We start from the raw sequence: 15,800 nt of genomic DNA, 5'->3' as shown, positions 1-15,800 counted from the left end.
AATAGAAATTTGTATATTGGTTATATAAAACCTTATTAAATCAACCAATATGAATCAGTCTGAAAAAGTACGAAAGGCAAAGATATGTTTAGAACACAAGTTCACCCATGGGAACGCGAACAATATATGTCAATGTATTAATCTTTAAAACCCTTGCCACCTCTGGTGTCAGGGTTTTTTTATTTCGGGCATTCTTTCATAAAATCTTAGGAAGTTATCAACTGTCCGAAAAATGCCCGAAAAAATTTGGAAAGAATTTAAGATATAAGGAGATGAATCAAATGGGTAGGGATTTTTCATAATTACTTTAATTTGTATGTGCGGTCTACCTATTCTAATATATTGGCTTATGTCTGTCGTCGCTATCACTATTCCCTGTTGCAGGAAATGAAGTGACATGGATAAGTACTTTAAGTAGTGTTTGGGGGGGAATAATAGGCGGGGTAATATCTGGGCACTGACTTTAATAGGAGTAAATATAACTATCAAACCAATTAAATAAAAAGTTACACGATAACATGTCTATACAAATCTATCAATTTTATAACTTAGAAAGAGCGCTAACCTTGGAGGTCAGTGCTTTTTCATTTGTGTTGGCTCTCCATTCAATTTTATCTATACCAATATCCTGAATAAACAGTACCTCTTATTGTTGAATAAGATGAATTAGTATAAAAAGTTACCTTCATTCTAGTTTTCGCATTCTTTTTCAATACATTTGTAAATGTTCTACTAGAAGGGCTAAGAATACACGTTAAAAGACGGATGGTGTTATTTAGCCTCGGTATTAGACCTTCATTCTAAGAAAATAGTAGGGTATTCATTTTCTCGTTCAATGACAACAGAACTGGTCATAAAAGCTTTCAATAACGCAGACTTATCACAAAAGCCCTCGGAGGGCTTAGTTCTTCATACGGATCTTGGCTCACAATATACAAGCAGTGAGTTTACTCAACATATCCAAAACCATCATATTAAGTAAAATGGGGGGAGGAGTTTGGTTTCAAAAAAGGAAATTACTTTAAGAACAGTACTAAATATATATGGGGTTTTCACTGTTCTTGCATTAATATTATCAATTTTTAAGCCTCCTATTTCTATAAACGAAAACATGCAACTTTTTTACAATGAAGATTTAAAGATGGAAGCGAAAAAGGTAAAGGAGTTCTTATTTTTTATTTTTGGTTCTGCTTTAGTTTACTTTTCCTTAGTAAATCTTTATTACAAATATTTGAAGTGATAGAGACTAATTAACGGGTGCTTTACTTCATTGACCAGGAGCTGATCAGCAGCTCTTTTCTTATGGCACTAATGGGGCAGGTTTGTTAAGTTATAATAAATCTCTGACAATAGGGGAGAGTGACTGAATAATGGAAATTTTAATGTCTGTTACAATCGGCGTCTTGTTTATGTGCGCCACCTATATGATGCTTTCAAAGAGCCTGATTAGAATCATATCATCGGCACAGTTTTGCTAAGCCATGGCGCGCACCTCTTGATACTTACGATGGGAGGGTTGAAAAAGGATGCAGCTGCGCCGTTGTTGGGGCAGCATGCTGATTCTTATGTAGACCCTTTGTCACAGGCTCTCACCCTGACAGCAATCGTCATCAGCTTCGGCGTGACATCCTTTATTCTTGTGCTAGCCTACCGAGCCTATCAGGAGCTGGGGACCGATAATATGGAACAACTTAGAGGAAACGAAGGTAATGATTAACTTTGTTATATTTCTTATTGAATAAACGATTTGTGAAGGAATGTACTTAAACTACCATGTGCGGTTTTGAGTGGATTAATAACTCTATGTACTCAAATTCATGCTGCGCCTTTACCTGCTCGAGAATAAAAAACGGCCCTTGCCATTTGATTTTTCCTATTCCGGACACAAAAAAGTTAAGTTTTTTATCACTGTACAAACTTAGTTAGGTATTAGTTTGAGAGAGGGCTCTCTTTATGCAGCTCTTCTAATTTTGTCTTCAACACATTGTTTAATAAGTGTCCATTATTCGGGTTATAGTTCAAAGTACATAAGTCTTTTTAATTTTGTACGAGATTATTATTGTAACCAGCTTTAGGCAAGGTGATTTGAAATTTCGTTTTTCCTTCGTCTGTATGTAAATAAATTTTACCTCCGTGTTTCTCCACAATATGTTTTGAAATAGTTAAACCGAGACCTGTTCCCCCATCACTTTTTCTTGATTGGTCTCCCCTGAAAAATGCTTCAAATACTTTTTCTTTTATTGGATTAGGAATACCAATGCCATCATCGCTGATATTAATATGTATCTTTTGAGTATCTTCGATAAGCGAAACGAAGACATTTGTTCCTTCTGGGTTGTATTTTAAGGCGTTGGACAGTATGTTAGAAACGACTCGATATAACAATGTATAGTTAAAAGAAACGAGTATTTCCTGAGGAGGGATTTCAAATTGAAATCGAAAGTGTTTTTCTTCAAATAGCACATAATATTCGGCAGATATTTCACGAATAAATTCAGAAATATCCAGTGCTTCAGTTACAAATGGATAGTCAGGGCTTTCAAGTTTAGACAATTCAAATACATCCTCAATTAATTCTGTAACGAGTCGTGCTTTTGTATATATGATACGTAAAGCTTCCTGTTTCTTCGCTTCCTCCTTAATAAGACCCATTTGCAGTGCTTCAACATAGCCCTGAATAGTTGTAATAGGAGTTTTCAAATCATGAGAGATATGAACAAGCATACGCTGCTTACTTTCTTCTAATTGTTTTTTATCCTTTTCAGTTTTTTCTAACTTTTCAGCCATAAGGTTAAAGTAATTCTGTATTTTTATTAATTCATAGTTTGCCTTAAAATGAAGCCGTTTGTAGTAATGGCCATTCGTAATGTTTCTAATTCCATTAGCGATTGAAAGTAATGGATTGGTTATTTTCATAGCCATCCAGCGGCCATATATATAGACATTAATTCCGAATAAAAGGAGAAAAAGGAGACAGGTTTGAAGCAGCAATGTTTTAAAAGCAGTAATATGGTCTTTCGCTGCACTTGTTACTGTGAATTCTTGCTTTATATATGTTTTGGGAATCTTAATGAGACAATAAGCCGTTTTCCCGTCTTTTGTTTTAAATGGTGCTAAAGAAGTGTAATACGAATTTTCCTTTTGGTCATAAAAAAGCCTGTTTAAATCCTTTTCTGTATAGGCGTATGAGTTATCTTGTTTTTTCCCTTTAACATAAATAACTTGCAAATCTTCATCCAGAATTTCTACCCAACCGTTAAATGACTCAATTGCACCAGAGCGAATGTTTGAGTAGTCCTGTCGTACAATTTCATGCGCTCTTAAATTAGATAACACAATATTATCGAACTTCTGTTTCATTTGAAAATTTAAAATAACAAGTAAGACAACGACAGTAATCCCAACAGTTAATGAGAAGAAAACATACGTCTTAATTAAGGTGTTAAATATATTTTTTTTATCGCTCATTCAATTCTTCCTTCTTCGCAAATCGATAACCTAATCCTCGTACAGTTTTTAAATATACTGGATTTCTCGGATAATCCTCTATTTTTTCTCGCAATCTACTGATTTGAACCATAATAGTATTGTCATCTGAATAATAATGATCAGACCATACATTCTCAAAGATTTGTTTTTTTGTAAAAATACGACCTGGCTCCCCCATAAATAGCTTCAATAATTTATACTCTAGAGCGCTAAGTTTAATTTCGTGTCCCCGCTTGTAAAGAATACAAGAGTGGTGCTCCAACACCAAGTCGTTAAAGTGCGTTTGAGAGTGCTCATAATTTGAAGAGCTAACATTAAAATCATATGTTCTTCGAAGTTGAGCTTGGATTCGTGCTAATACCTCCAACAAACTGAATGGTTTGGATATAAAATCATCTGCTCCTAGCCCTAGTCCCATAATTTTATCCATTTCCTGATTTTTGGCAGAAAGAATAATGATAGGCATTTTGTACTCTTTCCGAACTAGTTTAATCAATTCGTATCCATTAACCTTCGGCATCATAATGTCAATAATAGCCAAGTCAATTTTATATTTCTGTATCAATATTAAAGCTGATTTACCATCATGTGCTTCCAGTATCGAAAAGCCTTCCATTTCCAACATAAGTCTTAATACCTCTATATTTTCAGGCTCATCATCGACGATTATAATATTTCTCCTCATCTTCGCCCTCCGTTTCTACTAAGTTAATATCTTGCTTAAAACTAAAATTTTCCTTTTGTAAGATTATTGTAAGATAAATGAAAGTTGAAGGAAAGAGTACCATTGTAAGATGATGTTATCTCATATAGAAATGTAAGATCAAAAAAACCTGCTAATATCAAAGAAATTTAAAAAGCTTATACATCATGATACTTACATGTCAGGTGGCTTGAAATGATGCGTTTAATAAAAAGGTAGGTACAGAACACATGTAAGGTCTTTCCAAGCTAAAAAGAATTCACCCATAAGCTGTTTAGATTAGTGTTTTATGTAAGTCCTTGAATATGAGAAAAATGAATGGTTCTATGTTTTTACTGCACTAAAGTGGATGTTAGAAATAATTAAAGGAGTGATAGATATGACATTATCAGTAACCGATGAACAGTATGAGAAAGCAGAGCGTCTGCTTTCTTGGAACGCTATAAAAGATGTATTTAACGGTAAAGTCTTTCCTAACTGGTTAGATAAAGGAAGCCGCTTTTGGTATCAAAAAGATATTCGAAAAGAAAGCAAACGCGGCAAACAATTTGTATTAATGAATCCACAGTCAAATACTAAAGAATCTGCTTTCGATCATGTTAAACTTGCAGATTCCCTCTCAAGTGTTATTTCACGTGAAGTTGATTCAGATAACCTTCCCTTCAACTCCTTTACCTTTCTCAATGACGAGAAGGCTATTCAATTTGAAGTAGATGAATCCACGTGGATTTGCGATCTAACTAATTTTCAGTGTAATCAAATCAGGACTAAAATTTATCTGCACATGAACTTCTATCCCCTGACGGGCGTTGGGCTGCATTTATCAAAGGATATAACTTATTTGTACGTTCTTTAGAAACAGGACAAATCATCCAATTAACTCATGATGGTAAGCGATACTATGATTATGGTACTCAGCCGGAATCAGAAACTTCTGTTTTCCTTCAACGATTATCTAACCAAAAAGTTCCACCAGCAGCTCTGTGGTCTCCAGATTCCAAACAAATTTTAACACACCGGCTTGATCAACGTAATGTGCGAAAAATGACTCTTATACAGTCTGTTCCTTCTGAAGATGCAAAGCCACCTGTCATTCATTCATACCGTTATCCGCTAGTCGGAGATAAACACCTTCCATTAGCCCAATTTGTAATTTGTGATATTGAACAGCAATCGATGATTCAATTGGATACAGAACCTGTGATTATTGGGTTATTGTCACCTTTAAGTCCAAGTTGTCAAACAGCTTTTTGGACAAATGACAGCGACTTTGTTTACTTCATAAAAATGGCTCGCGATTATCGATCCGTGCAATTTGTTGTCGCTAATGTAAAAACTGGTGAAGTTCAAACTTTACTAAAAGAGAAAAGCAAAACTTTCCTTTTTACCGATCTCTATAACATTAAAAGTGGCAACGGAGATATCAATGTCCATCTGCTGTGCCACGATAACTCTTTTATTTGGCATTCCGAGCGTGACGGATGGTCACACCTTTATCTTTATGATAGTCGTACAGGAAGATTTAAAAATAGAATTACCTCTGGACCTTGGACAGTCCGTCGACTCATTGGTGTTGATGAAAAAGAAGGATGGATGTATTTTACTGCAAGTGGCCGAGAACCGGAAAGAGATCCTTATTTTCAGCACCTTTATCGAGTTCGGCTAGATGGATCAGACTTAGTGCTCCTTACCCCAGAGAATGCCGAGCATATCGTGTCTGTTTCTCCTGATTATTGTTTTTTTGTAGATACTTTTTCACGTGTGGATATGCCACCTAAATCAGTTTTGCGTTCAACAGATGGAAAATTAATTTGTACATTAGAGCAAGCTGATATTGAACTTCTCTTATCAAATGGATATCAAATTCCAAAGCGTTTCACTGTCAAGGCTGCCGATGGGATAACGGATTTGCATGGAATACTGATTCCTCCTGCAAAAATAAACAAAGGTTGTAAATATCCCATCCTAGATTATATTTATGGTGGCCCTCAAATAACTCACACACCAAAGGAATTTACTTGGGGGGGAGAGTATACATTAGGGCTACCAGTTGATCAAGTGGGCGGTGCTCAATCTTTTGCACAGCTTGGCTTTGCTGTTATTCTAATGGACGGAAGAGGTACTCCTTATAGGTCAAAGGAATTTCATGATTTTTCTGACGGAAGACTGGAATGGTCTGCAGGGCTTGAAGATCATGTAGTAGCTATTAAGCAGCTTGCAGAGCAGTATCCTTTTCTAGATTCAAAAAAAGTAGGTATTTACGGTGAGTCTGGAGGAGGTTATGCAGCTGCTCGAGCTATACTGACTTATCCGGATGTATATAAGGTAGCCGTATCAGGGTGCGGGAACCATGATCAACGCTTATACCTAGCGGCTTGGGGAGAACGTTTTCAAGGACTTTTCAATTCAGAACTATACCGTGAACAAGATAACACGAAATTGGTTAAGAACCTAAATGGAAAATTACTTTTGGTGACAGGAGAGCTGGATGATAACGTCCATCCTGCTTTAAGTATGCGAATGGTGAATGCTCTGATTAAAGAAAACAAAGACTTTGACCAACTGATTATTCCAAATCGGATGCATTGGATTTCAGAAGATGTTTACTTTATACGCCGACGATGGGACTATTTTATACGAAACCTAATGGAAGTAGAACCACCAAAAGAGTATACGATTAAAGAACCCATGTTTCCAGGATGATACACAGATAGTATTATCTATAACCAATGAAATAGCTGACTTTTATAAAAAATTATGAGTTAAGTTAGGAGGATAATTATGAAAAGATCTATTGTTTTGATAGCCTCTCTCATTATGTTCGTAAGTTCTTTCCTCGTTTCTGTTTCTTCATATGCGGCTGGCATAGATATAGGACCGTCTAACGAAAAAGAGTTAGAGGATTGGATGAATCAGTTTTTTAACCAAAACGAGATTAAAGAGATGAATATTCCTGGAGCCGCAGTTGTAGTGGTGAAGGATGGAAAAGTGTTGTTAAAGAAAGGTTATGGATATGCAAATCAAGAAAAGAAAATTCCTGTTGATCCTAATCAAACTGTTTTTCGTGTTGCTTCTGTATCAAAAGCATTTACAGCTACAGCTGTCATGCAACTGGTGGAACAAGGAAAGATTCAATTGAACGGGGATGTAAATAACTATCTAGATGTAGTAAAAATCAAGAATCCATTTCCACAGTTTGTTACGCCAAAACATTTATTGACACATACAACAGGCTTTCATACAGAAGTGATGAAACCAGAAGATATACAAATGGATGTAACGAAATTTTCTCCTCTAAAGGATTATGTTAAAGAACGACTTCCGAAAGTAACTCGACAGCCAGGCGAATCTTATATGTACGATAATTACGCCTCTACTCTTCAAGGCTATTTAGTAGAAAAAATATCTGGAATGCCTTTTGAAGAATATATGAAAAAAAATATTTTTGGACCTTTACGTATGAAAAACAGCGATTTTGCACTCGCACCTGCCATGCAAGAACAATTAGCTACTGGTTATGATGAGCAAGGGAATCCAATGCAGCCCTATACTATCATACCAACCGTGAATCCGGCAGGAAGCATGAATACAACAGCCGAAGATATGGCCAAGTATATGATTGCGTATTTGAATGGCGGAACTTATGAGAATGAGCGCATTTTAAAGAATGAAACCATCGAAGAAATGAATCAATACCATTCAGCTATTCACCCTAAATTCCCTGATACGGGTTATGGACTTGAAAACGTAAGTTTTCAGTCTGCTAATGGCCAGTACGTGATTGGTAAAGGAGGCGATTTGCCTGATTTTTCTTCTGCAATTTGGTTTTTACCTAAACACAAACTCGGAATCTTTTTGACATACAACAAACAATCAACGACTGATTTACGTCAGGAGTTCTTTAAGAAATTTATGGACCACTATTATCCGCATAAGAAAGAAGAACCAAAATATATGAGAGCGCCAAAAGAAGAGCTTAAGCGTTTTGAAGGAGAATACATGGATCTAAGAACTAGATTCCTTATAACGAAAATTACCGCTTTGGATAATGGCGAATTATTAGCGGAAGATGGGGTCTTAGGCATAAAATCCAAGCTTAAGCAGCTTGATCCGCTATTGTTTGTAGACGAACAGGGTAGAAAATTAGCTTTTAAAGAGGATAAAAATCACACTATCCCCTACTTGAAATATGTGAACATTTCAAGTTACGCAGAAAAGAGCAAACTTCCTTATTATAAAGATGTCACCAAAAAGAACCCCTATGCAAATCATATTCGGTATACACAATTGCTAGAGCTAACCAAAAACCGAACAGGGAAGTTTCAGCCAAATAAACCAATCACTCGGGCGGAGATGGCATTTATGACTGCACGTTCACTTGCGCAATTAAATGTTTCTTTTCCTGAAAAATCGGTTCTATTTAACGATATTCCTAATCATTACTGGGCGAAAAAAGAGATTGAAATAGCTGTCAACTTAGGGATAATGAAAGGATCCACTGAGAAAAACTTTTCTCCTGAAGAATCAGTATCCCGTCAAGAGGCAGCCGTGATTTTAATCAATATGATGAAGATACTCAATCCTGGCTTAAAGGAAGGGAATGCCAAGCTAAAAGATAAAGTAGATTCATGGGCGGAACAAGCAGTTAAAACAGTAGTTACATTAGAGTTATATGGTCCCGAAGTAACGAAATATCGAGATGGTGCAGTAAGATATTATGCGAAAAGAAATATGACCCACCAGGAAGCAGCGGCTATGATTACAAGAGCTTTTTACAAAGGATTCGGAAAATAATCAGCAAAAGTATTCCATGTATCAACAGTATTATCAACCGTATCGGCTGACACATTTAGCGGTCAAATCTTCCCAGAAATTAAAGAAGTATTTCATGATGAAAAAATTATCGACCGTACATCTATGAATGCTTGGGGTAATCAAAACGTTATCAACGAAGTTCAAAAAGCTGGAAATAAAAAATTAGTCGTTGCAGGCCTTTGGACTGAAATCTGTGTAGTTATGCCAGTACTAGATGCACTTGAGGACGGTTACGAAGTCTACGTCGTTACGGCTTCAGGCGGCGTTACGACAGAAGCTCATGATATGGCGGTTGAAAGTATGATTCGAGCCAGTGTTACACCAATTACTTGGATGCTATATATGCTTGAAATACAACGCGACTGGGCAAACCAAGAAACTTATGATGCAGTATTATCTATTGCTAAAGAACATGGTGGAGCATACGGATTAGGAGCTCAATACACTGAAGATATGTTCGGTGGTAAAGAAGGTAAATAAGATTAGTAAAAAGTAATATCGAAGGACAGCAGTTAGTTTATGTGAGTCTGATAATCTAACCATATAAAAAAGCACCTCCAAATGTTAGATATGTGTCTAACATTTGGGGTGCAGTTGATATTTACTTCATTTCATTTAAAACGCTCTTATGTCTTATGCATACAAAAACCCTCAGGACTTGACATATTCTATCTCAATAGCTGTTTCATAATAATAATGTTGTTTAAAAAATAAATTCGTTTAGGGGTAGCGTCACATGCCCATCAAGCTAACAACATAAATTAATAGAGCCAAGTAATATTGATTCAAAACTACCCAGACTGGGAAATTAGGCATGTCAAAGAAACCTTTAAAAAAGCGATATTTTTTGCTAGGCAGCTTGTCTATCCTTCACCGTCGTTTGATACACAACCCCAAGAATATCAAAGACAGTCATCTTCTTATACCGATGACAGTTACGACCGTTCTTTTTGAGTAGATGATAAAGGCGATGCAAAATTTTCAAAAGTTCTTCTGTGCCAACTGACATCACTTGAAACAGTAACGGGAAGTAATCCTTAATCATATAAATCGCTTTGTATTCACTTAATTCCTTCTTTTTCTTTTTAAGAAGTAACTGTCGCATTTGAAACATTGTGGAAGAACAGAGGAGAATGCCGATAAGTTGGCCATATAAATGGCACTCAAGGCGTTCTTTTTTGATTGTTTTACATTCATCGATTTCAAAGACTGACTTCCATGTTTTAAATAAAATCTCAATCTGCCACCGTAGGGAATAGAGGGAATGGACATAATCAGTGGGGACTTCTTCTGGAGATGTGTTCGTAATATAGACGTTTATGCCCATCAAGTGCTTACTTTTATCCTTCATGACAATGCCTTTCTTCTTTTCTCGTAGTGCTTGGTTTTTTAGGCGTGTTTGCGTTTGATCGTCGGTTAGTCGGTGGATAATAACTCGTGCTGGGAGCTTCTGATTTTGTCCAATGTATGCCTTTGATATTTCCAGCATTTCACCAGGGGTTAGACTAGGCATCATTTGTGTCATATCAACCTGGTTGTATTCGGCTTTATGATATATTTTTAGTTACAGTAACTGTAACTAAAGGTGGGATAAGTAATGTTGTATTCAATGAAATATGTAGTGGAGAACTTAAATATATCTGCAAAGACACTTAGATTTTATGAAGAGCAAGGGATACTGCCAAATGTAACTCGTGATGAAAAAGGTCGTAGAGTTTATAGCGAACAACATATCGATTGGATTTCTTTTATTCGTTGTCTTAGAGAGACAGGAATGCCTCTTTCTAAAATAAAAGAATATAAGGAACTTTATGAAGTAGGAAATCCTACCTACTTGCAAAGAGAAGAAATGTTGATACAGCATAAATTGGAAGTGCAGAAGAAAATTGAAGAAAGCTTAAAACACTTGGAAGAGATAAACTATAAAATAGCCATGTATGAACTTCAGAAAGAAGAGGTTAGGAAAAATCCTGATTATAACTTTAAATGTCATGGTCTGGAAAATAAGATTGTGAATTAATGTACTTACGCTAACGGGTGCTATAGTTCAATAAGCGTACCGGATTGAGTTGCATTCCATAATATTATTAATCTTCAACAATCGGACGCAATTGTAAAGTAACGAAAGTTGAATTTCTCAGTGAGAAATTCAACTTTTAATCAGCATTAAGATAATTTAACTGGCTTCGTCCCACATTGCGAGGAACTAGCAGTCCTGAATCTTCTAATACATCGATACGTAAATAATCACCAAAGAGATCGGAATAAAGCTCAATCTTAGAGGTAACTATAAAACTAAAAGAAGAAAAGAGGCTAAATGATGATTAACATGCCACATCAAATTATAATCAACGCGTCTCCTGAGAAAGTATACGAAGCTATTACCACAACAGAAGGATTTAAGGGTTGGTGGACAACAGATGCTAAAGCTGACCCTCAAGTAGGAAGCATTGCTGAATTTGGCTTTTACAATCGTCAAGCTGTATTCCAAATGCATATTGATCAATTAGTACCAGGTAGGCTGGTAGAATGGACGGCTCAGCATAATATGCCAGGATGGAAAGGTACCAAAATTCGTTTCAATTTGAATTCTAATGAAAACGGAGCGACGATAGTCAACTTTAATCATTCAGGATTGGAGTCTATGGAGGGTCCATATGCGATGATTAATACAACTTGGGGTACACTTATGTACTTTCTGAAGCAATATGTGGAAGGTAACAACCCAGATGCATGGCATCAGGGATAATTAAGATATGGTTAACGTTTTAACGGATATAAAAATAAAATGTACCCGTAACAGAGTTGCAGAGTATGCTGCAAACCCTGATAATGCTCCAGAATGGTATGTAAATATCGATTCGGCAGAATGGCAAACTCAAAAACCTTTATCAATCGGTTCTCGAATCGCATTTAAAGCACAATTTTTAGGACGACAACTTGCGTACATGTACGAAATCGTAGAATTTATTCCAGAACAAAAACTTGTAATGAGAACAGCTAATGGACCTTTCCCAATGGAAACAACCTACACATGGGAAACTATTGACAACAATTTAACAAGAATGACACTGCAAAACAAAGGTATTCCAATTGGATTTTCAAAGTTACTTACTCCGTTAATGTCTTTATTGATGAAAAGAGCAAACAAAAAAGACCTGAAAAAAATAAAAGATATATTAGAAAAACGATCACAAAGCCCAAGGAGTATAACTTAATAATAAAAGGAGAATCTTTTGAACATTTATCTAATGCTGAGTTCGGTGTTCAATGTGCATTCGCAGTGAGCTTGGCCAAGAAGGACGTTATGTGTAACGGAAACACACAAAAAAGAGAGAGATTAAGACATGAAGAATTGAAAAGCAATCCAACGGGGAACATGAACGAAGTTTTTAATAGAGTGGAACAGTGGAAATCTCGCTGATTTAGTTGGCAGCTTAGGTTTGTAAGGGACGAGAATTCTTATTCTTGTAATCATAATTGGCTTTATTATTGTATCACTCTTTTTCAAGTAACAGGTGAAATAGTTCTTTAAAGAGCTGTGACTGAAGTGAACCCGAAAAGTTAGACACTTTATTTACTTAGGCAGCCTTGAAGGCATGAACCCGGTAATCTACCGGGCTCATGCCTTTTAATTTTACTGCAATGCGTAGAGACTTGTATAGAAAGTATTTTTAAGGGACCAGAGATCCTTTTTAATTTGTTATTAATAAACTATCGGGGCAGTTTAGTTGAATAAGAAATTTCACAGTCCTAATTTATCTATATTTCCTGTGTTATTTCGGCAAGTCATTCACTTCGTATGCAACCCGGATTCCAGATTCAATCGCCCCTTGCATCCAACCGTGGGTAAGCGAAGTATGTTCACCGGCAAAGTGCACCCTTCCTTCAGGGTTAGGGATATAAGGATACAACTCGGTTTCCTGACCCGGTTCAAAAGCAGTGAAAGCTCCAGAAGAATATTCATTATCGACCCAACTAAAGGAAGTTCCTGATACAAACTCAGAATAGACTTGGTCTCCGTAAATTTCAGCTAAGTTCTTTAAAGCATATTGAATGCGATCTTCGTTTGATAGACCGTTCCATATTAAAGCCTCATCCGCCCATGTATAGCTTGCCAAAACCACAGCAGGTCCTTTTGTACCAATCCCTTGACTAGGGTAATAAGTGAATCGAATCGGAAGGTCAGTTATGGATTTACCACCATATTGATGGTGTCTTTCCCAAAACCTGCTTTTAAACTCGATACCGATTTTTGTTGCGCTCATATAGTTCAGTTCACGAATCGCTCTCCGTTTATAATAGGAAAAAGAATGGTATGGTTCAACTTTTACAAATCGTAACGTTGAAAAGGGAATGGTTATGATGGCAAGATCACCAGTTATGGTGGAATCCTCTAAGGTGTCCTGATGGGTGGAATGGATGGTTACTCTGTTGTTATGTTGGAGAATTTTCGTCATCCTTTGATTGAACATAATAACTTCTTTTAATTGAGGGAGAAATGCCCGTGGCAGCATATCCATACCACCTGTTATCTCATAGAAACGATTTGCTCTGAAGGACGCCTCTTCTCGTAAAACTTCAATAAATGACATCCCCATATATGCTTCTAAGTCAAGGAGTACACCGATCATATCAACCGCGCCATCTGAAAAAGTCGTTCCATATTGATAATGGTAAGAGTTTAAGAAAGTACCAAGTGAGTAGTTTTTAAATTCTTTTTCTACGAGATGCCAATTTCTCGTAGGGTCTAGTTTTATAAAATCGAGAATTGGCTGTGTAGCTAATTTCAACAGCTCCTCTGCGCTTTTACCTCTTTCATTTGGGGCAACGGGAAAGTTTAGAATACCAGGAGAACGTTCAAAAATGTTAAGCCGTGTTTTGATTCCATTGAGATAAAGAATATCCATTGGAGTTCGGTTAATAAATAAGTTTAGGGGTAGCCTGAATTTTTTAATATACTCTAAGGTCAAAAAATGAACATCAGGAATACGCATTGGGCCTGGGTTAAAATAAAGCCCATTACTAAAGGGGGAGCGTATGGTAAAGGCACGTCCGCCTACCCTGTTATTTGCTTCAAGGATTGTGATGTTGTGCCCGGCCTCCTGCAATAGAGAAGCCGCAACCAGTCCTGCCAGTCCTGCGCCAACAATAGTGATATGTTTGGGAACTTGGGACTTTTTAAGACCATTTCTAATAATGCTAATCATTTGTTGAGTAGTTAATTGATAATTTATGTTAATGGGCATCTCTTCCCTCCAGTGAAATAGATTTATTACATTGTATTCACTTGTATAGAGGTCTATGTGTTCTTACTATTTTCGGATAAATAAAGTAAAGATAAATTCTACTTTTATAGCTGGGGTACAAATGAAAATATTAAATAAAGAGACCCCTCCATTTCAGTGAGTGATAGGAAAAACCTTCAACACTTAAACAGGTATACTTTTTACGTAGAAGTGCCTGAAGGATTAGCGTTGAAGTTCTGTGTTAAACAAGTTACTTGGAGATAGATATTAAACTAACAGGCGCTTTACCTCAATAAAAAAAGGGGGGGGGCTGCGGGAACCTTTTTCTTACGGAACTAACGGAGCAGGATAGTTGTATAAGGGATTGGTTTATTATGGTATTATATTTAGGTTATTGTCTTCAACACTCAATGTTAGGGTGGATAATTTAATCGTTCGAAATTTACATTTAACTTTTAGGAGGACATACCTTTGTTTAATTTTAAAAAAGTCACTGTAGGGCTCCTTGTTATAGGAATCCTTGCTGCTTGTGACAATGAACTAGACTTTAAAAATGAATTAGTAGATGTAGATACTCCTCAACAAAACGAGGTTCAAGATTCCACCCAACAGAACACAGAGCTTTCTTACGATGCACTAAGGTATCATATGACGGGCGGTTGGACAAATGGTGAATATTACATAATGATTAATGGTAGCAGCCATCGAAGGATCTGCTAAGTATATACTGCAAAAAATTCCGAAAAAGGGAAAAGAGAAAGTCGTAAAGCATTTACAGTTAACCGAATCAACCGGAAATAAACTAACTGCAAAGCCTCCAGGGGCGGCGAGGAGAATGTACATTTATGGTGAAATATGGATGATGTACAACTCCTTTATTTCACAATGCCTTCACGAAATCCTCATGTCAATCACTCCATTTAACTTTGACCTCACAATCAAGGGTGATGAAATCCTGCGAATAAGTGAGCATTCGAAAGATATTTGTATCAAACTGAGGGAGTTGAAGAAGGTATTTATTGATCAGCTAAAGAATGGTATTTGGTAAAGGTTGATTTTTAAGGGGTAAACAAACTTAATATCAGGAGGGGAAAATGGTTGATAATAGTTATGAGAAACAACATCTGAAAAAACTCAGGACTTTTACTTATATCACGATAGCATTAATTTTTTCAATGATATTTATATTCATTTGCATTTTTCTTTTGTATTTTTCTATGTCAAGCATTTTAGACTTTGTGTATTTTACACCAAAAATAGCAATTTTCTCATTCTTGATTTCTAGTGTATTTTCTGTTTTAGCCATAAAAAATCTCTTTGGTAAGATATTGTTATTATTAAACATATTTCTAATGCTATTTATGATTTTTTATGGACCATAAATAGATACAAGAAGACTAAATTAGGGTGTAAGCTGTCGTTTAGACAGCCTTTACTTATGCAACTATCGGGGCAGCATTCCTGTAATAACTGAAAATGAGGTTTGAACGAAAAAAGACCTCTTGATAAGATGAATGTGTCCTGAGCTGGCCAGCTAAAAAGGA

At 36.3% G+C, this 15,800-nt stretch carries 13 protein-coding genes and 4 pseudogenes; 12 read left to right on the top strand and 5 right to left on the bottom strand.

The window, feature by feature from the left end; translation table 11 throughout:
- Positions 1 to 748 precede the first annotated feature (748 nt).
- The 3 genes and pseudogenes from ACIQ0C_RS26395 to ACIQ0C_RS26385 all read left to right on the top strand — a co-directional run.
- A pseudogene (locus ACIQ0C_RS26395) lies at positions 749 to 979 on the top strand (transposase); the annotation flags it as partial.
- Between the two features lie 18 nt (positions 980 to 997).
- Positions 998 to 1,240, top strand: a complete 243-nt coding sequence (locus tag ACIQ0C_RS26390; RefSeq protein ID WP_403065631.1) for a hypothetical protein — start codon at positions 998 to 1,000, stop codon at positions 1,238 to 1,240.
- A 130-nt stretch (positions 1,241 to 1,370) separates the two neighbouring features.
- Positions 1,371 to 1,717 (top strand): annotated as a pseudogene (locus ACIQ0C_RS26385) (Na(+)/H(+) antiporter subunit C).
- A gap of 320 nt (positions 1,718 to 2,037) precedes the next feature.
- Here the strand turns inward: ACIQ0C_RS26385 and ACIQ0C_RS26380 are convergent.
- Both ACIQ0C_RS26380 and ACIQ0C_RS26375 read right to left on the bottom strand, forming a co-directional pair.
- Positions 2,038 to 3,468, bottom strand: a complete 1,431-nt coding sequence (locus ACIQ0C_RS26380) for a sensor histidine kinase (protein ID WP_403065628.1) — start codon at positions 3,466 to 3,468, stop codon at positions 2,038 to 2,040.
- Complete coding sequence (locus ACIQ0C_RS26375) at positions 3,458 to 4,174, bottom strand: response regulator transcription factor (protein ID WP_403065625.1); 717 nt, start codon at positions 4,172 to 4,174, stop codon at positions 3,458 to 3,460. Before ACIQ0C_RS26375 ends, ACIQ0C_RS26380 begins: the two co-directional genes overlap by 11 nt.
- Positions 4,175 to 4,571: 397 nt before the next feature.
- Between ACIQ0C_RS26375 and ACIQ0C_RS26370 the strand changes: the two genes are divergently transcribed.
- From ACIQ0C_RS26370 to ACIQ0C_RS26355, 4 genes and pseudogenes are all read left to right on the top strand, one after another.
- Positions 4,572 to 5,048: a hypothetical protein gene (locus ACIQ0C_RS26370; RefSeq protein WP_403065622.1), complete on the top strand. Its 477-nt coding sequence runs from the start codon at positions 4,572 to 4,574 to the stop codon at positions 5,046 to 5,048.
- Positions 5,015 to 6,895, top strand: coding sequence for a S9 family peptidase (locus ACIQ0C_RS26365; RefSeq protein ID WP_403065634.1), 1,881 nt, complete (start codon positions 5,015 to 5,017; stop codon positions 6,893 to 6,895). The genes ACIQ0C_RS26370 and ACIQ0C_RS26365 overlap by 34 nt, the downstream gene beginning before the upstream one ends.
- Positions 6,896 to 6,973: 78 nt before the next feature.
- Complete coding sequence (locus tag ACIQ0C_RS26360) at positions 6,974 to 8,986, top strand: serine hydrolase domain-containing protein (RefSeq protein WP_403065619.1); 2,013 nt, start codon at positions 6,974 to 6,976, stop codon at positions 8,984 to 8,986.
- 48 nt (positions 8,987 to 9,034) lie between these two features.
- Positions 9,035 to 9,487 (top strand): annotated as a pseudogene (locus ACIQ0C_RS26355) (isochorismatase family protein); the annotation flags it as partial.
- Between the two features lie 370 nt (positions 9,488 to 9,857).
- On the opposite strand, the pseudogene ACIQ0C_RS26350 reads toward ACIQ0C_RS26355, so the two are convergent.
- Positions 9,858 to 10,556 (bottom strand): annotated as a pseudogene (locus ACIQ0C_RS26350) (transposase); the annotation flags it as partial.
- Positions 10,557 to 10,604: 48 nt separating this feature from the next.
- On the opposite strand from ACIQ0C_RS26350, the gene ACIQ0C_RS26345 reads away from it, so the two are divergent.
- The 4 genes from ACIQ0C_RS26345 (at position 10,605) to ACIQ0C_RS26330 (ending at position 12,431) form a co-directional block, all read left to right on the top strand.
- Positions 10,605 to 11,027, top strand: coding sequence for a MerR family transcriptional regulator (locus ACIQ0C_RS26345; RefSeq protein ID WP_403065616.1), 423 nt, complete (start codon positions 10,605 to 10,607; stop codon positions 11,025 to 11,027).
- Positions 11,028 to 11,324: 297 nt separating this feature from the next.
- Positions 11,325 to 11,756 carry an SRPBCC family protein gene (locus ACIQ0C_RS26340; protein ID WP_403065613.1) on the top strand — a complete coding sequence of 144 codons (432 nt, stop codon included), beginning with the start codon at positions 11,325 to 11,327 and terminating at the stop codon, positions 11,754 to 11,756.
- 7 nt (positions 11,757 to 11,763) lie between these two features.
- Positions 11,764 to 12,225, top strand: coding sequence for an SRPBCC family protein (locus tag ACIQ0C_RS26335; protein ID WP_403065610.1), 462 nt, complete (start codon positions 11,764 to 11,766; stop codon positions 12,223 to 12,225).
- Positions 12,226 to 12,314: 89 nt separating this feature from the next.
- Positions 12,315 to 12,431, top strand: a complete 117-nt coding sequence (locus ACIQ0C_RS26330) for a DUF6366 family protein (RefSeq protein WP_403065607.1) — start codon at positions 12,315 to 12,317, stop codon at positions 12,429 to 12,431.
- Positions 12,432 to 12,783: 352 nt separating this feature from the next.
- On the opposite strand, the gene ACIQ0C_RS26320 is transcribed toward ACIQ0C_RS26330, so the two are convergent.
- A complete protein-coding gene (locus ACIQ0C_RS26320) occupies positions 12,784 to 14,256 on the bottom strand; it encodes a flavin monoamine oxidase family protein (RefSeq protein WP_403065605.1) in 1,473 nt (490 codons plus the stop codon).
- Between the two features lie 471 nt (positions 14,257 to 14,727).
- On the opposite strand from ACIQ0C_RS26320, the gene ACIQ0C_RS26315 reads away from it, so the two are divergent.
- The gene (locus ACIQ0C_RS26315) at positions 14,728 to 14,976 is read left to right on the top strand and encodes a hypothetical protein (RefSeq protein ID WP_403065602.1); all 249 of its coding nucleotides are present in this window, start codon (positions 14,728 to 14,730) and stop codon (positions 14,974 to 14,976) included.
- 427 nt (positions 14,977 to 15,403) lie between these two features.
- Here ACIQ0C_RS26315 and ACIQ0C_RS26310 read toward each other — a convergent pair whose 3' ends face one another.
- Entirely contained in the window at positions 15,404 to 15,562 is a 159-nt protein-coding gene (locus tag ACIQ0C_RS26310) for a hypothetical protein (RefSeq protein ID WP_403065599.1), read from the bottom strand.
- Positions 15,563 to 15,800 lie beyond the last annotated feature (238 nt).

Origin of the sequence: Peribacillus sp. NPDC096448, from assembly GCF_044762675.1 — a bacterium.
GTDB classification, from domain to species: Bacteria; Bacillota; Bacilli; order Bacillales; family DSM-1321; genus Peribacillus; species Peribacillus frigoritolerans_B.
This window is presented reverse-complemented; position numbering and strand designations above follow the sequence as displayed.